This is a genomic window from Leptolyngbya sp. FACHB-8, assembly GCF_014695575.1.
GTDB lineage: Bacteria > Cyanobacteriota > Cyanobacteriia > Elainellales > Elainellaceae > Vacuolonema.
Genome location: NZ_JACJOO010000028.1, coordinates 1 through 18522, shown reverse-complemented (window position 1 = coordinate 18522; position 18522 = coordinate 1). Strand labels below are relative to the sequence as shown.

At 48.2% G+C, this 18522-nt stretch carries 21 protein-coding genes; 8 read left to right on the top strand and 13 right to left on the bottom strand.

Features of this window, described 5'->3' with window-relative positions:
- Window positions 1–36 precede the first annotated feature (36 nt).
- Window positions 37–1398, bottom strand: a complete 1362-nt coding sequence (locus tag H6F91_RS05905) for a hypothetical protein (protein WP_190773740.1) — start codon at window positions 1396–1398, stop codon at window positions 37–39.
- An 86-nt stretch (window positions 1399–1484) separates the two neighbouring features.
- Here H6F91_RS05905 and H6F91_RS05900 point away from each other — a divergent pair, with 86 nt between their 5' ends.
- Window positions 1485–1922 (top strand): MgtC/SapB family protein, encoded by a 438-nt coding sequence (locus H6F91_RS05900; RefSeq protein ID WP_242035652.1) that lies wholly within the window; start codon window positions 1485–1487, stop codon window positions 1920–1922.
- 5 nt (window positions 1923–1927) lie between these two features.
- On the opposite strand, the gene H6F91_RS05895 is transcribed toward H6F91_RS05900, so the two are convergent.
- The 3 genes from H6F91_RS05895 to H6F91_RS05885 form a co-directional block, all read right to left on the bottom strand.
- A complete protein-coding gene (locus H6F91_RS05895; protein WP_190773739.1) occupies window positions 1928–2269 on the bottom strand; it encodes a hypothetical protein in 342 nt (113 codons plus the stop codon).
- A gap of 163 nt (window positions 2270–2432) precedes the next feature.
- The gene (locus H6F91_RS05890; RefSeq protein ID WP_190789253.1) at window positions 2433–2597 is read right to left on the bottom strand and encodes a hypothetical protein; all 165 of its coding nucleotides are present in this window, start codon (window positions 2595–2597) and stop codon (window positions 2433–2435) included.
- Between the two features lie 438 nt (window positions 2598–3035).
- Window positions 3036–3296 carry a hypothetical protein gene (locus H6F91_RS05885; RefSeq protein ID WP_190773737.1) on the bottom strand — a complete coding sequence of 87 codons (261 nt, stop codon included), beginning with the start codon at window positions 3294–3296 and terminating at the stop codon, window positions 3036–3038.
- Between the two features lie 408 nt (window positions 3297–3704).
- Here H6F91_RS05885 and H6F91_RS05880 point away from each other — a divergent pair, with 408 nt between their 5' ends.
- Window positions 3705–4244: a Dps family protein gene (locus H6F91_RS05880; RefSeq protein ID WP_190773736.1), complete on the top strand. Its 540-nt coding sequence runs from the start codon at window positions 3705–3707 to the stop codon at window positions 4242–4244.
- 227 nt (window positions 4245–4471) lie between these two features.
- Window positions 4472–4984 (top strand): hypothetical protein, encoded by a 513-nt coding sequence (locus H6F91_RS05875; protein WP_190773735.1) that lies wholly within the window; start codon window positions 4472–4474, stop codon window positions 4982–4984.
- A 218-nt stretch (window positions 4985–5202) separates the two neighbouring features.
- Here the strand turns inward: H6F91_RS05875 and H6F91_RS05870 are convergent, their stop codons facing one another.
- A complete protein-coding gene (locus H6F91_RS05870) occupies window positions 5203–5610 on the bottom strand; it encodes a hypothetical protein (protein WP_190773734.1) in 408 nt (135 codons plus the stop codon).
- 205 nt (window positions 5611–5815) lie between these two features.
- Between H6F91_RS05870 and H6F91_RS05865 the strand changes: the two genes are divergently transcribed.
- Entirely contained in the window at window positions 5816–6727 is a 912-nt protein-coding gene (locus tag H6F91_RS05865) for a peptidoglycan-binding protein (RefSeq protein WP_190773733.1), read from the top strand.
- Window positions 6728–7005: 278 nt separating this feature from the next.
- Here the strand turns inward: H6F91_RS05865 and H6F91_RS05860 are convergent, their stop codons facing one another.
- Entirely contained in the window at window positions 7006–7248 is a 243-nt protein-coding gene (locus H6F91_RS05860; RefSeq protein ID WP_190773732.1) for a hypothetical protein, read from the bottom strand.
- Between the two features lie 381 nt (window positions 7249–7629).
- Window positions 7630–8286, bottom strand: coding sequence for a hypothetical protein (locus tag H6F91_RS05855; RefSeq protein ID WP_190773731.1), 657 nt, complete (start codon window positions 8284–8286; stop codon window positions 7630–7632).
- 1138 nt (window positions 8287–9424) lie between these two features.
- On the opposite strand from H6F91_RS05855, the gene H6F91_RS05850 reads away from it, so the two are divergent.
- From H6F91_RS05850 to H6F91_RS05840, 3 genes are all read left to right on the top strand, one after another.
- Window positions 9425–9679, top strand: a complete 255-nt coding sequence (locus H6F91_RS05850) for an Asr1405/Asl0597 family protein (protein WP_190773730.1) — start codon at window positions 9425–9427, stop codon at window positions 9677–9679.
- Between the two features lie 76 nt (window positions 9680–9755).
- The gene (locus H6F91_RS05845) at window positions 9756–10400 is read left to right on the top strand and encodes a (2Fe-2S) ferredoxin domain-containing protein (RefSeq protein WP_190773729.1); all 645 of its coding nucleotides are present in this window, start codon (window positions 9756–9758) and stop codon (window positions 10398–10400) included.
- Between the two features lie 196 nt (window positions 10401–10596).
- Window positions 10597–10968 (top strand): DUF2237 domain-containing protein, encoded by a 372-nt coding sequence (locus tag H6F91_RS05840; protein WP_190773728.1) that lies wholly within the window; start codon window positions 10597–10599, stop codon window positions 10966–10968.
- Between the two features lie 64 nt (window positions 10969–11032).
- On the opposite strand, the gene H6F91_RS05835 is transcribed toward H6F91_RS05840, so the two are convergent.
- From H6F91_RS05835 to H6F91_RS05825, 3 genes are all read right to left on the bottom strand, one after another.
- Window positions 11033–11794, bottom strand: coding sequence for a peptidylprolyl isomerase (locus tag H6F91_RS05835; protein ID WP_190773727.1), 762 nt, complete (start codon window positions 11792–11794; stop codon window positions 11033–11035).
- Window positions 11795–12035: 241 nt separating this feature from the next.
- Window positions 12036–12395, bottom strand: coding sequence for a DUF779 domain-containing protein (locus H6F91_RS05830; RefSeq protein WP_190773726.1), 360 nt, complete (start codon window positions 12393–12395; stop codon window positions 12036–12038).
- Between the two features lie 67 nt (window positions 12396–12462).
- A complete protein-coding gene (locus tag H6F91_RS05825) occupies window positions 12463–13983 on the bottom strand; it encodes an aldehyde dehydrogenase family protein (RefSeq protein ID WP_190773725.1) in 1521 nt (506 codons plus the stop codon).
- Window positions 13984–14789: 806 nt separating this feature from the next.
- Between H6F91_RS05825 and H6F91_RS05820 the strand changes: the two genes are divergently transcribed.
- Window positions 14790–15407 carry a LysE family transporter gene (locus tag H6F91_RS05820; protein WP_190773724.1) on the top strand — a complete coding sequence of 206 codons (618 nt, stop codon included), beginning with the start codon at window positions 14790–14792 and terminating at the stop codon, window positions 15405–15407.
- Window positions 15408–15703: 296 nt separating this feature from the next.
- Here the strand turns inward: H6F91_RS05820 and scpB are convergent, their stop codons facing one another.
- The 3 genes from scpB to H6F91_RS05805 form a co-directional block, all read right to left on the bottom strand.
- On the bottom strand, window positions 15704–16249 hold the full coding sequence (scpB, locus tag H6F91_RS05815) for an SMC-Scp complex subunit ScpB (RefSeq protein WP_190773723.1): 546 nt from the start codon (window positions 16247–16249) through the stop codon (window positions 15704–15706).
- A 312-nt stretch (window positions 16250–16561) separates the two neighbouring features.
- On the bottom strand, window positions 16562–17083 hold the full coding sequence (locus H6F91_RS05810) for a hypothetical protein (RefSeq protein ID WP_190773722.1): 522 nt from the start codon (window positions 17081–17083) through the stop codon (window positions 16562–16564).
- A 379-nt stretch (window positions 17084–17462) separates the two neighbouring features.
- The gene (locus tag H6F91_RS05805; RefSeq protein ID WP_190773721.1) at window positions 17463–17936 is read right to left on the bottom strand and encodes a type IV pilin-like G/H family protein; all 474 of its coding nucleotides are present in this window, start codon (window positions 17934–17936) and stop codon (window positions 17463–17465) included.
- Between the last annotated feature and the right edge of the window lie 586 nt (window positions 17937–18522).

The window sequence follows — 18522 nt, the reverse complement described above, 5'->3', positions numbered from 1 at the left end:
GAAGCCCGCCACATTAACAAAACTGGGATGCACCCCTTATCGATATCGTTCCGCTTCCTCCAAGATAGCCATGGGATCATAATAGGTAGCTTGCTGAATATAATTCAGTTTAATCTCCTCTAGCCAATCGGATATCAAGACCTTGATATCCTCCGAGTTCAGCTCTTTTTGGAGATGCTCGCTTAATGTTTCTCGAAATGATTGGCTCAGCTGATCCAGTAAAACTCGACCTTCGGTGTCGTTGTAGGATTCAATCAGCAGATCGCAAGCTGCTTGAGCTAATTGATTTGAAAGATTACTGAACAATGTGGCCGGAAGAATACTAAATCCGGGAATTTGTTGAAGATGCTCATACAGGTTGGATTGCATCACCACACTGTTGAGGTTGCGTTGTAGTACCTTCTTCAAATCGGGTTTAATGTGAGGAATTACGCTATAGACAATGAGCTCGAGGAGGCGATCGCCCACCTGTTCCAGTTTCCCTGGTCGGCCAATTTCGGTGTAGTCTTCGGTTGGGGATAATTGCTTAAACAGAGTACCCGCCTCCACCGAAGCCCGAGCTTGATTCACTACTTGCACCAGGGCAAACCGCATGACGCGATCAGATAGATATGCGGCAGGCTCATGGGTCGCCTGACCAATCAGCCGTTCCACATTCACCAAATTGGTGCGATGCAATCGCACGGCAGCGGGCAACAGACGCATCCAACGCCAGAATGGGAAGAAGAGGGGAAACTCATACCAGCGACGGGCGATCGCATCCCCCCAGGTGATGTGCTTACGTTCGCGACTAATCAGCCAGGTACGAATCAGAAAATCGACGCCAAATAAAAGCATAAAAGCCAGATCGATTTTCCAGAAGTTATCGACAGGCTGCCCCATCTCCCGAGTGCGATGGTAGTAGGTTTGAGATAGAAGAGGAGTAATCTCGCTCGTAAGGAAATTTCTGGCTTCAGGCCAACCTGTTTGCTGCAAATAGTCGGTTTGCCAAAATTGAATCCATGCATCCGTCGCAGAAGCCGTCTGCATGCGCACTTGTATGCGTCGCTGAAGTTCTGCGAATAGCCGCTCCTGCTGAGAAGAGGCAAAGAGTGTTTCCGTCGTAAGAATCTGGCTCTGTTGCCGTAAATTTGCTAACAATTCAGCAGTTTGGGTGGCCTCTAACCCCTGGGTGCCAATCCTCTGGTTCAGCTGATCTACTGTTTCCAAGTAACGCTCAGCGGTAGGGCTCGGTTCAATACCCTTGATGGGGTCGTAGATTTCAACAAGCCGTGGCATTTGGTCTAAGTACCACCAGCGTAGAGAGATGTAGCTCAGGTTGAAAAATACCAACGACAGATTCACAAGAATCATGAGGATGACACCCCGATTCCAATAATTCGCCCAACGTTGCCACATGTGAATCTTCCTGGCGTCTCTCTGCGGGTAATGTACAGGTTCTTTGAAAATCCTTAGGCTGCTATAGGTAATACTGTTCGGGACGAATGATGCCTAATACTTATCCCTTGTCGTTTTTGGAGCTTGCGGGACGGTTACTGCTGGCCATGTTACTGGGTGCCATGATCGGGTGGGAACGAGAACGGGCTTCTAAACCGGCCGGGCTGCGAACGAACATTTTGGTAAGTTTAGGTTCTGCGACCTTTGCTCTGAGCCTGCTTCAGAGCCAGACAGGCCAGGAATCGGTCGATAGCCTTTCCCGCGTTGTTCAGGGGATTAGCACAGGTGTTGGTTTTGTGGGAGCGGGGTCGATTTTGAAGGGCGATCGCACCCACGGTCTCACCTCTGCAGCAACAGTTTGGATCTCGGCAGCCATCGGCTTAGGCGTCAGCGTTGGCCAGTGGCAAATGGGAATTTTGGTGACAGTGCTAACGTTGTTTACATTACACGTGCTCAAGCATGTCGAGCGCACTCGCGATAACTAAATCCCTTATAAAGCGAGAAATCCAGATACTTCAGGCTTTAACGATGTATTCCCTTCTACTAAATGGGGGGAGTTAGCCAGTAACCGCTTGTAAAATTGCTGACCTTGCTGGGTTAGGGCTACCTGGCTGAGAGGAAGCGAGTTCGCTGAATCAGGCTTAGCTGCCAGGTCAGATAGAGCCTCAATATAGCCCCATTGGGCCAGATAGTGCAGGTGCAGCAGAATTTCATGGGGGTTAATCTGGCGATCGCCCATCTCCTGATCAAACTGCCGATGGGCGTCCGCTGTTGGACAAAACAGCTTTTCGAGAAGAAGATAGGTAACATCTTCGCGGAGAATGATGCTCATCAGTGGTTTTCTATCAGGTTTAAAGAAATAAACGATAGGGGAACTGGTCTTTTGAGGGCGAAAACCAAAGTAGCCTTATTCTCTAGGGTGTAGTTTAAAGCTAGTTGAAAGGGCCATTTTTTTGTGCGTGAAGCGCACGAAAAAATGACGTTTGAAGCGGACCCTAGAATTCATCCATCGGGTTGAAGGGACGGCTTCTACCCGAAGAATAATGAGTTGCCCGGTACAGGTTATCTAAAAGGCCTGAAACTTCAGCAATATCGGCTTCTGTTTCATTAACGAGCGACCCTTCAGCAGCAACTAAAAAACCATCGCGAGTTGCAAGCATGCTATGGGAAACCTTACCAACAACTCGTCTTTTTTTCTCTTCGGGGGACATATGCTAGACTCTCTTGATTTTTCTAAAACACCTTCACCAAACCTGAAAAATTCTTAGATTGCTCCAGGTTCACACCTGAAAGAATCATTGCTCATCTATAGCTTCCATCTAACCCAATTTAAGAAGAAGGAATGCTCCATCTAAAGGCAGAATTTCTAAGATCAGAAGTTATCTCTTAAAAGAATTAGACAAGGAGCTCAACTTGTATGCGCATTCGACATAAATCCAAAACGATGTACTGTCGTGATGAACAACACATCATCTTGAGTTTATGTTGAGTTATGCTTAGTGACTTGCTCACAGAAAAAGTGACTCAAGCATCTAAAACAGGACCCGTTAACTCAGCTTTTGATTTTACGCATCGAAACAATCTTTAAGGCATTTCCTTTACAATTCCGTTGAAGAATCGGGTGCAACTTCAACACCACCTTTCCGAATTAAGTTTTCCTGATCCGTAACTAGATCATTAATGGAACTAATATTAATACCTAGAGCATTACAGGCTTGCTCCAACTCGTTAAAAAAGGCTTGCGTATCCTGACTGTAGCCACATTGCCGCGTCGCTTCTTGCAACCCTCGGGAAGCAACAGACTTAGCACAACTAATGAGCTCTATGCCCTTTAAACGATCCGTCGGCGGGTTATTCATTGGTTGTGATCCGGTAGAGAAAAGCAAATTTAACAAAAAGGATTTATTTAATGGAATAGCTTAAAAAGGTTAAAGCGAATTTATGACATTTTTTTGATTAGAGCAGTCCTCCAATTTTCAACCATCCGCCCCTAGCCAGAGTTCTAGAAGGAGGAGATGATGTTCAGTCATTAGACATAGGGGCGATCGCCTAATTACACCGTTTGAATAGCCTTAAAACTATCTTTTTACCCTTGAGTTTGCTCCATAAGCCTACACCTTATCATCCATTTGTATAAGTCTGTACAAGTCGTTACCCGTAACACTATTCAAAATTACTTTAGCTGTGTTTATTTCATTGGATGGATACTAAAAATTTGCGTTTTTGTTCAACTGGAAGGGTAGGCCCGTAAAGGTGGACAAATCTGTATGCGACCACTCGACATTGGTTTGACTGAAGAACAACGGCGCGGAGTCGTTAATCTTTTGAACCAGAATTTGGCAAATGCCTATCTGCTTCTGATTAAGACCAAGAAGTACCACTGGGATGTGGTTGGTCCTCAGTTCCGCAGCCTGCACGAGCTGTGGGAAGAGCACTATCAAGCTCTGACCGAGAGTATTGACTCCATTGCCGAGCGCGTTCGGATGCTGGGTGGTTACCCTCTGGGAACCGCTCAAGGTTTTCTGAGTGCGGCTTCCATTCAAGAACATGAAGGCGAAGTGCCCAGCGCCAGCGGCATGGTGCAGAACCTGGTAGAGGATCATGAACTGATCATCCGTACTATGCGGGAAAACATCGACCAGTGCTCGGATGAATTCCACGACGAAGGTACGGCGGACTTCTTGACAGGTTTGATGGAACAGCACGAAGAGATGGCTTGGATGCTGCGCTCCTTCATTGAAGGGAATGCACTTCAGCCCAGTGGTGACATCCAGTCTGTAAACAAGCAAACCCCTGTAGAAGTATAGGGTCGTTTGCAAGGGCGATTTTTCCTGCGTGATACGTATGGGGAAAACCCCGTCTAAAGCGTTGTAACTATCTGTTTAGTTGGGCTTTAGAACCGTGATAGGACGTATTTTCCGCGTGCTGAGCACGCGGAAAATTGTTCTCACGCTGATTCCTGTAATCCCAGGAGCAGCTATTTCGTTTTTTGGAGGAGCGATCGCCCTCCTGTTGTCGGTTTTAGGTGAAGTACATGGCAAAGAACTACTTGGTCTCTGTTCTCTCTGATAAAGAGAAAGCAGAGGAAGCATATAATGCATTGCAATCTGCTAATTTGCCTGCTGAGCAAATCGCTCTTCTTGGCAACGGTCACATGAGCGCAGATGAATTTGGTCTCATTGAGCCCAATCACGCGGCTAAGGCCAATATTACACGACTGTTATTTTTGCTGGTTCCCTTTGGATTTGCAGCAGGTTATTTCTTTAACTGGCTGACCAATATCCAAATCGGACCGACCTCCCTGGCAATCAGCCACATTATTGGTGGTCTTTTGGGTGCGGGTGCAGGTATTACGGGTGCCATGATTGTTGGAACTCTGGTAGGTTGGACGGCTGGCAGTGGTGATGCACTTTCCTACCGCAATAGCCTCAATGCTGGGAAGTACTTAATTGTGGTAAAAGGCCCTGAGCAATCAGTGGATCAAACAGCTAAAATTTTGCACTCATTTGATCCTGAAAATATCCAGGGTTACTCGTTGGCTGGCTAGTGAGGCGATCGCCACCGGTGCTTAAAATCCCTAATAAAGACAAGGCACGGTACAAAGTACCGTGCCTTGTCTTTATTAACCTCAGTTCGGGTTAAGGACGTTTTCGAGTGCCGCGCGTTGCGCGGCACTCGAAAACGCTCATTTTGGCGTGCGCAAAGCGCACGCCAAAATGAGCACTTCAGCTTATCCCGAACTGAGGTTTATTAGAGTAGGACTTCTTAAATCAGTCGCTTCAGAGCTTTAACGTGAATAGCTCGGCTGGCAATGGTTGCATTTTTCCCCTCCTGGTGAACAAAAACTTTGCCGGAGAGAAGTTTACTCGGCCCACTACGCTCATAAAGGGCAATTCCGTCTGCATCCGACTTCTTCTCATAACCCATCGCTTTGAGGGCTTGCATGAGTTTTTTGGAGGCGGCATCCTTACCGTTGGTCTCGACGGTAAAGGTGATCGTGCGGTTGAAGTAGGCTCCGACCAAACCTCCCAAAAGACCTCCCAGCAACCCCACTTGCTGAGGAACCCCATCAATACCTGCGCCCAGAGCTTTGGCGGCAATCAGGGTAAAAACTACCGCTGTACTGGTGAAGTAGTAGAGAAACGTGGCCGCTGTGCCGGGGCCGTATTGCATAACATTTGAACCTGTTCAATCAGAGGATTGGCAATAGTGTATCGGGCAACGTTACTCCTGAGGCCAGGATTTCATTTCTTTTGCACGCACCTCCCCAGTCAACACAAAATTCTTGATTCGTTCATCAGAAAATAGCGTACAATGACACGAAAAATTGCCGTAAGGCTCAATATATAGACATCAAAGAGGCGTCACAGCGACGATTATGATGCGTTGTCATTTCTTCCGTAGAAACGGAATCGGGTTGGTTGGGACGTTCAGCATTGCCCTTCTACAGGGGGCCGCCCTCGTTACAGTATTGGGTGGGTTTCAGAGAAGTGCGATCGCCAATCCTATAGCATCCTCAGAGTTTCGAATCAGCCAGGCCATAGAAACGGCACAAACAGGTTCCCTATCTCTAGAAGATAGCGGCGATGCTGTCACCGAACTACAAACCCGACTGGCTGATCTAGGGTTCTTTCAAGAAGAAATTACAGGTTACTTTGGCACCGCTACCCAGGATGCGGTGATCGCCTTTCAGCAAAGTCTTGGATTGACAGCCGACGGGGTAGTTGGCCCCAGTACGTGGGCTGCTCTGCAACCAGCCAGCAGTGACACAGCAAATGACAATCTATTGCAAGTGGGAGACTCTGGCATAGCCATTTCCGACTTACAAAGTCGCTTGTCGTCCCTGGGATATTACCAGGGTGCTATCGATGGCGTATTTGGTTCGCTCACAGAAGCGGCCGTGATCGCCTTTCAGCAAGCTCAGGGGTTAAACCCCGATGGCGTGGTAGGAGCATCGACACAAGATGCCCTCAGCCAAACCGCTGTAGCCGCTCAACCGCCTATCAGTACCGCCCCAGATCCCATTCAGCCTCTCCCATCACAACCAGCCCTGGCTCCCAGCCTACCCACCGCGGCCCCAGTCCCGGCTCCGGCTCTAGCCCCTATTGCACAGTTACCTCCAGCAGATACCGAAGGCCCTTATAGCGTTCTCGATTTGCAGTGGAAGCTGCGCAATCAAGGATTTTACTACGGCCCTCTGGATGGGGTGATGGGGACAGAAACCCAACGGGCTATCAGTGAGGCACAGGCCGAATACGGTCTGAGAGACAGTGATTTACAAGACAATTAGTGGAGATTGCGATCGCCCCAAGTACGTCTTCAGACTTTATGGCGATCGCCAATTCCACACCCTTAAAGGGATGGCATGAGGGTGCATCCCACTTTTGCAAATTTGGAAACCCACTTTTGTAAGTGAAGCGGGCTTCGCCCGCTTCACTTACAAAAGTGGGATGCACCCTGGCATGATGCCAGGGTTGCGTCGTCCCTTAGGGCGGTTATTTAAGCGGATTTGATATTGAACCTTCAAATGCTTTGAGGGATTAGGGGTGTGGCGCTCACGCTCTTCCTTTATGGATCAATTTTAATTCGTGGCTCTTGATCGTCTGCTTTTTTAATTTGCGGTTGTGTTCCAGCAATTTTACCGCTCCAGTACAGATAGGCCAGATAAATACTGGCACCTACCTGCACGGGCAGAAGAACCACTAAACTCTTCCACAGGAAGTTTGCATCCAGTGTGTGATACGAGTAGGTGTAGACAGCACTTCCAGCAATCAGGGCCAATAAAAGTGCAAGTTGCTTAGGTTTTGGCAAAAACACAGGACCACAACAAGAAACAAATACATTGTCTATTGTACGGGTGCCATTTCCTAAAGGGCATCAATACAGCTTGCGCAAAGGACGCAAAACCCCGGTGTTTTTGAAAACACCGGGGTTTTAAGGCGTGTTTTAAAGCTGGCTAAAAGGCTCTTTTTTTCGTGCGCTTTGCACGAGAAAAGAAGCCTTTAAAATAAAGCCTGGCAATTAATTGAAATTTGATTGCTGCATCATGACTAATGCCGCAATCGGACAGGTGACAAGCGATAGAGATGTTGGTCAAGCGTGAAAGAGATTGTCAGTCTCGACCACATATTATTTGAAAAGTTGCTTTTTTGCGAGGAAAATCAAACTTCTCCAGGCTTTTCAGCCATTCTCTCAGGCAATTGAGCTATCTGAGATCGGCAAGCCAACGATGTCCTCAAAGGCTACGGCGATCGCACAATAAGACAACGGAATTGTGAAGAGCAAACCAACGCCTAACAGTAATGCTCCAACAACGTTGAGCACAACGATAGCAAGCAAAAACAAAAACATTGGGAACCAATTTTTGGTGACCACCTTACGGCTGGCTTCCATAGCTTCCCAAAAATCAAACTTACGCCCTACAACAAAGGGAATCGAGAAGGCATAAGCCACAGCTAGAAAGACGCCTGGCAGGATCAGTACCAAAAAGCCTAGAAACGTGAAAATACTAACCAGCAAGCTGGTCAGGAAAATTGGCAGGAAGTTGCTAAACCCCTGGAAGAAATCATTAAACGTTGTGGATTGTCGCTTTAGAATTTTGAACGCCACAATCAGATAGCCGGCCAAAAGGATGGGGCTAATAACGTTAACGGCCAAGCTTGCCAATGGGCCTAAGCGTTGACCTAATGCTGCTGGAATGAGGGAAATCAATACGATGACAACAGTAAACCCAATGAAGCCACCCAGGTTTTGTTGCATAACGCCCCAACCCCGCTGGATGTAGTCTCCAATCTTTACGGTATAACCCTGTTGCACAATACTGTCTACATTTCTTTCGCTTGAATACATAAAATCAGCTCCGAAAAATCGCCAGAGAGGAGGAAGGTTGTGAATAGCCAAATCCTACTCGACTCCGCTTAAAAATCAGCAAATGGTAACAATCTCTCAAGAAATTTCATGCCCTGTGATACTTGCGCTCGAAAGATTAAGCTGATACGAGGATTGCTAAACCCGATTCAAGGAGGATTATGCTTTATGCCAAAGGCCATCCAGCATCACCCCCTCTTGTCACCACCTCTCAGAATTCAGGGTGCCCTTTTTGCGAATGCTTCACACTGGCAAAGAGTGTACTTTGATTTTTTCTCTTGAAAGTATCTCAAGTGGATTCAGCGATCGCCCCATCCGCTCATCCATAAAAAATAAGACTGATGCAATACCAATTTGGGTTAGTAGGATTTTCGAGAGCAAGGCAATATGCCACTCCTGAAAACGCCTAGTACGCTGAGGTGGCAATCCATTACCTATGTTTTTGTGTGGGGTGCTTCCCACCCCACACAAGTGAACTTAGGCCTCAGCCTACTAGTACGCTGAGGCGGAAATCCATCACCTATGTTTTGTGTGGGGTGCTTCCCACCCCACACAAAACATAGGTTGTACACTTCTGCCCCAGCCTACTAGTTTGCGAATCTCTACGTACGCAGAACTGGGGTTTCCTTAGATGGAAGAACAGCACAGCTTCACCCGGAGAGAACAAGAACTGTTGCTCAATGGAGCAATGAAATGGGATGTGGGTTGCGGTTCTACATCCCATTTCATCGTTCCATTTGGTACCGGGGAGGCCCAGTCACCTGTTGAATTGGGATGAAAAGTAGGGGGATCAACGGAAGTCATTATGGCTGAGAGCCCTGGTTTTCCGTGAATTTACCTTGATATCTCAGGCAGAAACCGTGAAGGCTTAATGAAAGTCATTTGCAAATACGACGCCTGTATCGTATCGTAGATCTCGAAGGGCTTATTGACTAGTTTTCTCAACTAAGTCTGAGGTCTTTCGGGTAGTCAGGCTCTTATAAGAGGTACCTCACTTATCTGAAAGCCTTGCTTGCTGTAAGTTTCGGCTTCTGCGACTGCTAAGTTGTGGGTCTGGTCCTCGAATAGTGCCCTCTTTGCCTCCTTTGCAGTTTTTGCGATAACTGTCTCCGTTACTTCCATGAACAGAACCCCCACCCCCTCCTTAGAAACGCTACAAAACTTGCTAATTACCGTACCTCTGGGCGATCGCTGGCTCGTACGCGATCGCTTACAAGAGCTCGATATTCCTTGCCAATGTGAGAGCGACGGTAGCCTGCGGGTCGACATTACTTCCCCATGGGCTGCGATTCAGGTGTGGAGTGTGCTGTTTCGCTGGAAGGGTTCTCGCCAAGAACACGTGAATTGGTTAATGCGTTCCTGGTTGGGTCACTAGTCTGGCCCATTCTTTTTACGGTTTTGGCCTTATTGGGCAGCTAGTTAGTACTAATTTGCAAGTAGGAATAGGCATCATGGGCAAGCACAAGCACTCTCTTCGTTTTGAACTAGATGGTCAATTTCTAGGGTTTCTAGTTAAAGATGGCTATAAAGTCAAAGGGGTTCGGCTGGCGATCGCGGGGAGTGAGCTTTCCATCAAGCTCAGCAAGGAAGCTCGGGCCGCTTGTTTTCCGTTGCCTCAACTGGGTGTGGGCATGCGAGTCGTAGGCGAACAAACCATTGATGAAAGAGATGGCTCGGTCAAGTACAAGGCCCGGCACGTTAGCATCGTTTCCCTCGACTCTCTCAAACCTCTTCCAGCATTTCAGCCTGAGGTCACTCCGGCGATCGCCTCCTTTCCCAATCGCAGCATGCGCGAAGCCGTTCCGCAGGAGAATCAGCCTAAAAACTCCTCTAAGGCCTGCATCCTGGTCTGCCAGAAATCTGACTGCTGCAAAAAAGGCGGCCGAGAGGTGATGGCAGCCATTCAACAGGAACTGGAAGATCGCCACTTGACCGACCATGTCACCGTACGGGGCACGGGCTGTATGAAACAATGCAAAGCAGGCCCTGCCCTGGTCATGCCCGACAAATCTCGCCACACCCGCGTCCGTCCTGGGGAAGTACCAAAGCTGGTAGAGCGCCATGCAGAGGTTGTAGTACCAGCGTTCGCCCGATAAATTCAGAACTTACACATTTGTGTTGTGAGTGGGGTGCTAAGCACCCCACTCACAACACAAATACACTACGAATGGCAAACTGGCGTAAGTCCTGAAATGCTTAACCTCATAACAAGATGCATTAAATATAGTGGACTTGTGTAAGTCCTATCTATGATGAAGGGTGAAACTTCCCCTCAGGAATAGGAACGCCGCGATGGAAAGCAAGAATGTGCTTGGCCAATCCCTTCAGGTTTGTTGCACCTCACCCATGACTGGCTTCTATCGAAATGGAAGCTGTGAAACGGGGCCAACCGATTTGGGCACCCACGTCATCTGTGCAGAGGTCACGGAAGAGTTTTTGTCATTCACGAAACAGCAGGGCAACGATCTGAGTACTCCGCGACCGGCCTATGATTTTCCTGGACTGAAACCGGGCGATCGCTGGTGTCTCTGTGCCTCGCGTTGGAAGGAAGCCTATGCTGCCGGGTTCGCTCCCCCAGTCGTGTTGGCGTCTACCCATGAGGCGGCTCTGCGCATCGTTGCTCGGGAAGTTTTAGAAGAATTCGCAGTCGATGACAAGTCCTAGGGCACGCTTTAAAGCTCGTTGGAAGGTGAGTTTTTCGTGCGCTTCACGCACGAAAAACCAACGTTTAATCATCACCCACTTGAATATCGACATCCAAATGCTGTAACTGGTCCACTAACCACCGTTCTAGCAGTTCATTTTGCAAGCCTTGGCGAATGTTGGGATCATCCAGATTGGCAGGTAGGACGTGTTCCAGACGGAAAATATACCAGTTATCTTCCACAGGGATAGGCGTTAACACCGTCCCTGGCATGGCTGTATCAATAGCGGCCCGCAGATCGTCGGGCAGGTTTCCCCGGCTCAGGGTGCCAAACATTCCATTAAATAATCGGTCTTCCGTAATCGAGTATTCCCGTGCCAGATTCTCAAAGCTGGCTCCATCCTTCAGTTGCAGATATAACTCGTCGGCCAACTCCTGCTCGGTTACGACAATGCGCGAGAGAACAACCTGATCAAGAAACAGCTTCCGCTCAATGAAATACTCTTGCAGTTGCGTGCTGGCTAGCCACTCCCGAAATTTATAGAGCCGCAGTTCCATGGCAATCTGCTCATGCAATTGCTCCTCATTAAGCCCCTGGCTCTGTAGCCACTCACGGTACTGAAAACTATCGGTCAACTGGTTTTGCTGCCGAAAGTTTAGAACCTGTTGTTCTATCTCTGTTGGGGCGATCGCCAGATCTGTCCGCTGCCGAAACTCACGTTCTAGCAGATACTGCTTCATGATGCTGCTGATCACGGAGTCCAACTCGCCCGTCCGTTGTAGGTAGCGAAACGCCTGAGCTAGCGAGATGGTGTCTTGTCCGTCAACTGTTATAAAAGGGGCCATAAAGACGCAATGTGAAGGGGTGCCAGTAACAGTTATAGCGTTATAGCGTTACGCGCTTAGAAGCAGACCGTGATTTTTGACAAGCTACGTTCGGGTTAAGGGCGTTTTCGAGTGCCGCGCGTTGCGCAGCACCAAAAACGCCCTTAACCCGAACTGAGGTTAACCCGATTATGTAGGACTATCGACGTGAAAGAAGGTGTATGACGCGATCGCATCCCACACCTCCATAGTTACCAAGCCATTATTCAACAGCTTCGAGAAGGCGCGATCGGGTAATAAACCGCTCTCCATTCGGTCCCGCCAGGGAGAAGTCACTACCCCCCGGTCCCGGAGCCACATCAATAATCAGTTGCGTATGCTTCCAGTACTCGTACTGCGACGCGCTGATGTAGAAGGAACAGCCACCAATTTCTCCTAACAGGACATCGCGATCGCCCAGCCAAAATTCCCCATCGGGATAGCACATCGGGGCACTCCCATCACAGCACCCTCCTGATTGGTAAAACATCAGCGGGCCGTTCTGAGCTTTGAGGTAGGAAATGAGTAACAGGGCTTCATCGGTGGCGATGACCAGAGGTGGGGTATGAACGGGGGAAGACATAGTGAGGGTGGATAACGTGTTTTGGAAGTTGATGCTGCGTGTGCACACGCAGCATCAACGTTTCACCTTAGAAGAACCCAAGTGGCTTCTGGCTATAGCTCACTAACATGTTCTTCGTCTGCTGATAGTGATCCAGCATCATCCTGTGAGTTTCACGGCCAATACCGGACTGTTTGTAGCCTCCGAATGCGGCGTGGGCCGGGTAGAGGTGGTAGCAGTTAACCCAGACACGGCCTGCCTGAATCTTACGACCCATCCGATAAGCGCGGCCCGTGTCACGGGTCCATACCCCAGCGCCGAGGCCGTAAAGGGTGTCATTGGCGATCGCCAAAGCGTCCGCTTCATCCTTAAAGGTGGTTACCGACAACACCGGACCGAAGATTTCTTCCTGGAAGATGCGCATCTTATTGTGGCCCCGGAAGACGGTGGGCTGATAGTAGTAGCCATCGGCATAGTCGCCGGAGAGATGCGCGCGATCGCCCCCAATCAGCAACTCAGCCCCTTCCTGCCGTCCCAAATCCACATAAGACTGGATTTTCTCCATCTGGTTCTGGGAAACTTGGGCTCCCATCATCGTGTTGGGATCCAGGGGGTTATCCTGGCGGATCTTGCGAATCCGATCCAGGCAGCGCTCCATGAAGCGATCGTAAATCGATTCCTGAATCAATGCTCGTGATGGGCAGGTGCAAACCTCACCCTGGTTAAAGGCAAACAGCACCAGACCTTCGATCGCCTTATCCAGGTAATCATCATCTTCGGCGCACACATCCTCAAAGAAGACGTTGGGAGACTTGCCGCCCAATTCCAGGGTCACCGGGATGATGTTCTGGGAAGCGTACTGCATAATGAGGCGGCCTGTGGTGGTTTCCCCGGTGAAAGCCACTTTGGCAATGCGAGGATTGGTTGCTAACGCCTTACCAATCACAGCACCCTTGCCGTTAATCACGTTCAGCACGCCAGGAGGCAGCAGGTCACCAACCAATTCCATCAACACCAGAATAGAAGCCGGAGTGGGGCTAGCGGGCTTCAGCACAACGCAGTTGCCAGCGGCCAGTGCAGGAGCGAGCTTCCAGGCTGCCATCAGGAGCGGGAAGTTCCAGGGAATAATTTGCCCAACGACGCCAAGGGGTTCATGGAAGTGGTAGGCAACTGTTTCGCTGTCTAATTCACCGAGGGTGCCTTCCTGAGCGCGAATGCAACTGGCGAAATACCGGAAATGGTCGATCGCCAGGGGCACGTCTGCGTTTGTGGTTTCCCGGATAGGTTTGCCGTTGTCCCAGGTTTCCGCTGCGGCCAGCTTCGCCAGGTTCTCTTCCATCACATCGGCAATTTTCATCAGGATGCGAGCCCGATCGGCTACCGAGGTATCGGCCCACTTATCTTTTGCAGCATGGGCCGCATCCAAAGCTGCTTCCAAATCTTCTACATCGGAGTCTGCTACCTGACAGAGAGGCCGTCCCGTAACTGGAGTTAGATTCTCGGTATACCGCCGATTAACGGGAGGTACCCATTGACCATTAATAAAGTTGTCGTAACGGGCATGAAAAACATTGCCACTACCCAAAGTAAGGGGTGCGGAAACGACCATATTGTTTTTCTCCTAAAAGATGCAAAAACCGCAGAAAGTAGCGTTTGCTGCAGTTTGTTTGGCGTAATTCCTACGCTACCACCCCAATTTGAAATGGCTGAGTTTAGAGCAATGGTTCGCAATGAAAACTCATGGAGGTTTACAGAACAGCCAACGGCTCATTCAAAGAGTGAACCTTTTTTAATAGGATGAATTTTGGCCCATCTAAAGTTTATGAGCCTTGATGAATAAATCTAAACTTTGAAGGATTCAGTTAATAGGATGAGAAGCGAACAGAGGAGGGGAAAAGACTTATGAGGGATGGATACAGAGGGCAAAAGATACGAGAAGGAATTAAGTTTTTCTTAAGTTAATGCAATAGTAGCTAAAGCAGTGACCTTAATACAAGAAGCCATCATCCCTATGCTGACAACAAATCAACACACTGAATGTAACAGGAAATTCTAACAGAACGCATAGCTTCTTAACATATACTTCTTACGAATATAATTCAATAAGGATATTTATATACAGCGTTTTTCAAGCGCTTAAAACCTGGTTGTTTTTGTGAGAGCCGCGCTCCGCGCGGCTCTCACAAAAACAACCGTGTCTGACTCAAGCGCAAGGCGCTGTATGCTAAGAAACTATTGTTTATTCTCTCTAAATATGTGACTATTTACACAAACTTCATTATCCCAGATAAGTTTCCTGCTGTTGAACCAGATGTAATATTCCACGCTCTCTTCAGGGGAGCTATTGCATCTTTCTCAATCTAAAGGCTACTTCTTTTCATCCCTTTATTTAGGATAGCAAGGGGTGTATTCACGATGAGTTATGGTTTTGTTGAAGGTTGCACAATTGGCTTCATGTATGCGGCTCCCATTGGCCCTGTTGCTATCTTATGCTTGCGTCGAACGCTTGCAGAGAATTGGCTCTCGGGCGTCGTTTCGGGAATGGGGAGCGCAACAGCGATCGCCCTCTACAGCATCCTAATTGTATTAAGTGTTAATTCAGTCGCAGATGTATTGAAGGATTATCATTTCTGGCTCCATATGCTAGGTGGTATGTTCCTTTGCTATGTAGGAGTTAGAATCCTACTGGCTCGACCCTCTCACATAACTAACACCATTACAAAGAAGAGTTATAGCCGCTGTTTTATGACAACCTTTGTACTGGCCTTCGTTATGGCGTTACCAGATCTGACCTTTCCAATTTTTGTGTTGAATTGGATGGCAGGAATTAGTTCGACAAACACCTATAACCCAATGAATTTCAGTCTAGGAGTACTCATCAGTGAAGTTCTATGGTGGCTAACGTTTTGTAGTCTTTGCTGGGCACTCAGGCTTCATTTCAAACCCAAGTTACTGCGATGGATTAATTACGTTTCTGGCGGGGCGATCGCATCATTTGGCATTACCACAGTGCTCACACCGCTACTGCCTTAAGAATAGATGTAAAGGAGAGGGTAGCTGCGGCGCAGTCACCCTCTCCTTTACATCATTCAGCTATGCTTACCACTCATTATTCCCCTGTTAAACCTTACGACGTTTTTGATCCAATTGGTTGTGTCGTGTCAGCAATTCTCAGCTTTGAATCCCAAAAATAGCCCGCCTTCAGCGGGCTATTTTTGGGTTAGATTCCAAAATAAGAATTGCTGGTGTCGTGTGCTTCGTACCCCAGACTATCAAACCTCAATTAATTCCCGCCTTGCAGGACTAGCCAAAGTTCGGGTCACGAACCACTAAGCTGATTCGGGTTCGTCTTCTGGTTCTTCGACAGGCTCCGTAGCATCAGCTTCAACAACTTGGGCTTTGATGGAAATTTTCGGTAGTTTTTCAACCTGAAAATACTGATGAAACTTGTCAGTTACATGGAGGGAAGCTGAGCGCGAATCAGACTTGCGGCGTTTCTTGACAAATCCTTGCTCCACTAATTCCTGTACATGTTGATAAGCCCCTGAACCCCGCAGGTCTACCAGTTCCGTTAGAGTTAGGGGGGTTTTGAGAGCGATCGCTGCCAATGTCCGCAACGCTCCTAGCCCCAAATCTACGGGAATGAGGGAATGCACCAGATCCTGATACTCTCGTCGCAGTTGCAGACAGTAGCCCTCTGAAGTTTCCACCACCTCCAGAGCAGAGTCTCGATGGCCATAGTCATTCATTAGTTCGATCAGCCCTTGTTCCGTGGTCTGGCGATCGCACCCAGCATACTCCGCTAACCGCGCTAAAGGCAGCGGTTGGCCCTTGAGATACAGGATGGCTTCGAGTTTACTGGAAAGGGCAGACATAACAAATCAAATACTTATTGATAGTACTTCACTCATATCTTGCATCAAAACCTAGTAGGCTGCGGCCTAAGTTCGCAACCTATGTTTTTGTGTAGGGTGCTTCGCACCCTACACAAAAACATAGGTGATGGATTTCCGCCTCAGCGTACTAGTAGTCCACTCGGCAACCAGGCAAAGTTCACTTGACGAACGACTAGAGCCCCATGCAGGATTCTCAACTCATCACAACATGTGCTGAAATGGCATGAGGTGATCTTTTCAGCACACGTCGCAATGGGACAGAACCCTGATTTTGGTACAGCAAAAACCTGGTTAAGAGCTCTCGTCATCCTGGGGCGAAAGACTGGCAAAAATTTGATGCACAATTTCGTGGGTCTTTGCATCCAGACGTTGCCAATCTACATCGCCTGTTTCATCGAGCAATGAGGTATCGACATCCACCGTCACTTCTTCATCCTGGTGCAGCAAAGGATGGTAGTTCGAAAAACAGATTTGATAACAGAGTTGCCACAGGTCTAAGGTGACTGTTCTGCCATTACGTTCAAGACAAAGGGTGTAGCTGGGCTGGGGTTTGGGTAAACGGGCTAAGGCTTCCTCCAGAGTCAGGGCTTGCTCAGGAGCGGCTTTCGCTAACTGTTGCTGCAATTCCATCACATAGCTGCGAGTTTCTAAGGGAACACTATCGGGCCAGATAGCCTCCTCCTGATAGCGACCATGCCACTGAGATTGATCCAACTCCTTCCGAAGGTTATCGACTAAGCGAATAAAAACTGGCTGCATTAATATTTCAGCCTGCTGCCATGTAGCAGTATTAGAAAACCGGGGGCGAGTCATCCAGATATCCCTGAAATGCGTCAAAAAAAAGCATCACACATTTTGATGAGCGTGTGATGCCTTTAGTTCAGAGGTTTGATTGAGAATTAGCTAATGAGATGCACCGAGGGGGTAACTGTCTCAATCGTGCAGCGACCCATTTCTTTAATTCACGTTAGAATCTATCGAAAAAAGATTCTCGAAAGATTAAGTTTCACCTTTGAATAGTACAAAACTTAACGTTTTAGCTATTCCTAAGAGATATTTGAAAAGTCCTGGTAGAGGTTGCTTCCTCCTGTTCTGCACCGATAAAAAGCCATACTTCAAATGCCTTTTCAGGAACAGAAGGTTAGATGGCGAGAGACTGCCTTGACGAATCATTAACTTCTCAAACTTTCTCTTAAGGGCAGGTTGTTCCTTGAATGGCAGGAGGGATGCTGGAGGTTCCCTCACATAAAACGGAAGAGGTTGTACCCGCTGTTGACACAAGCCAAACACGGCCACTATAGGCAACAGTCGAATTGAAGTTAGGAATGGCTGTGGTGTTAGCACTCAAGTCATCCGGGGCCGGAGCAGAGGCATAGCGATACAACTGCGTCGAGCTTGAGATGTTCAATGCTAAATCTTGCAAATTCGCGAATGTGCTGTACTCCATGTGGTAGGCCTGTTGGGCACGATTAATGGCCCCTACATAGGTTTTGGCCTCGGTTTGGCGAGCTTTATTGGCTTGGCTTAAATAGCTAGGTAGTGCGATAGCTCCCAAGATGCCCACGATCACGATCACAACCAGCAGTTCTATCAGGGTGAATCCCGACTGTAGATGCAAACGGTTTTGACGGCGGCTTAACAGGTACAGGAGGATTTGGGGTGACATGAGAGGAAGGGAACAAAATTTGGTTCGCTGCTTCCGTCTACTGATTCCTCCAGAGAAAACAGGATGGTGGTGGGCGGCAACTCCGTAGCTCTACCGAATCTTTATTGATGAAGCTGGCTGTGTGAAGGAGCAGTAAAGTGGGCATCCCAGACTCCTCATTTGTAGAAAAAAGCCTCATCGGTGTATTGGGTCATGTTTCAAATGTGGAGCGGGTGAAGTGGAAGGGCCACGGGTGCATCCCACTTTTGTAAGTGAAGCGGGCGAAACCCGCTTCACTTACAAAAGTGGGTTTTCAAATTTGCAAAAGTGGGATGCATCCAAAGGGCACTACATGCCTCTTCCATTTCACCTATGTCGAAAATACTATTCTGGGCAGGGATAGTCTCACCGCTCTATCATGTACGACACACAAATCATCAACTTTTCGAACACCCTCTAGTACTCCGTCAAGGAATCTTTTAGGGGCCTATAACCAGCCCTCTAAAGGTCATTTGAGAGCTTCTTAATATTTTCTATCATCCCTGTTATCACTGGCTTTCAGGCTTCTATTCTAAAAGCTGAACGTTTAACACCCACGTTTGAGCCA

Coding starts and splice junctions, on each gene's coding strand:
- H6F91_RS05905 (WP_190773740.1), bottom strand. CDS start 1,398: ATGTGGCAACGTTGGGCGAATTATTGGAATCGGGGTGTCATCCTCATG.
- H6F91_RS05900 (WP_242035652.1), top strand. CDS start 1,485: ATGATGCCTAATACTTATCCCTTGTCGTTTTTGGAGCTTGCGGGACGG.
- H6F91_RS05895 (WP_190773739.1), bottom strand. CDS start 2,269: ATGAGCATCATTCTCCGCGAAGATGTTACCTATCTTCTTCTCGAAAAG.
- H6F91_RS05890 (WP_190789253.1), bottom strand. CDS start 2,597: ATGCTTGCAACTCGCGATGGTTTTTTAGTTGCTGCTGAAGGGTCGCTC.
- H6F91_RS05885 (WP_190773737.1), bottom strand. CDS start 3,296: ATGAATAACCCGCCGACGGATCGTTTAAAGGGCATAGAGCTCATTAGT.
- H6F91_RS05880 (WP_190773736.1), top strand. CDS start 3,705: ATGCGACCACTCGACATTGGTTTGACTGAAGAACAACGGCGCGGAGTC.
- H6F91_RS05875 (WP_190773735.1), top strand. CDS start 4,472: ATGGCAAAGAACTACTTGGTCTCTGTTCTCTCTGATAAAGAGAAAGCA.
- H6F91_RS05870 (WP_190773734.1), bottom strand. CDS start 5,610: ATGCAATACGGCCCCGGCACAGCGGCCACGTTTCTCTACTACTTCACC.
- H6F91_RS05865 (WP_190773733.1), top strand. CDS start 5,816: ATGATGCGTTGTCATTTCTTCCGTAGAAACGGAATCGGGTTGGTTGGG.
- H6F91_RS05855 (WP_190773731.1), bottom strand. CDS start 8,286: ATGTATTCAAGCGAAAGAAATGTAGACAGTATTGTGCAACAGGGTTAT.
- H6F91_RS05850 (WP_190773730.1), top strand. CDS start 9,425: ATGAACAGAACCCCCACCCCCTCCTTAGAAACGCTACAAAACTTGCTA.
- H6F91_RS05845 (WP_190773729.1), top strand. CDS start 9,756: ATGGGCAAGCACAAGCACTCTCTTCGTTTTGAACTAGATGGTCAATTT.
- H6F91_RS05840 (WP_190773728.1), top strand. CDS start 10,597: ATGGAAAGCAAGAATGTGCTTGGCCAATCCCTTCAGGTTTGTTGCACC.
- H6F91_RS05835 (WP_190773727.1), bottom strand. CDS start 11,794: ATGGCCCCTTTTATAACAGTTGACGGACAAGACACCATCTCGCTAGCT.
- H6F91_RS05830 (WP_190773726.1), bottom strand. CDS start 12,395: ATGTCTTCCCCCGTTCATACCCCACCTCTGGTCATCGCCACCGATGAA.
- H6F91_RS05825 (WP_190773725.1), bottom strand. CDS start 13,983: ATGGTCGTTTCCGCACCCCTTACTTTGGGTAGTGGCAATGTTTTTCAT.
- H6F91_RS05820 (WP_190773724.1), top strand. CDS start 14,790: ATGAGTTATGGTTTTGTTGAAGGTTGCACAATTGGCTTCATGTATGCG.
- scpB (WP_190773723.1), bottom strand. CDS start 16,249: ATGTCTGCCCTTTCCAGTAAACTCGAAGCCATCCTGTATCTCAAGGGC.
- H6F91_RS05810 (WP_190773722.1), bottom strand. CDS start 17,083: ATGACTCGCCCCCGGTTTTCTAATACTGCTACATGGCAGCAGGCTGAA.
- H6F91_RS05805 (WP_190773721.1), bottom strand. CDS start 17,936: ATGTCACCCCAAATCCTCCTGTACCTGTTAAGCCGCCGTCAAAACCGT.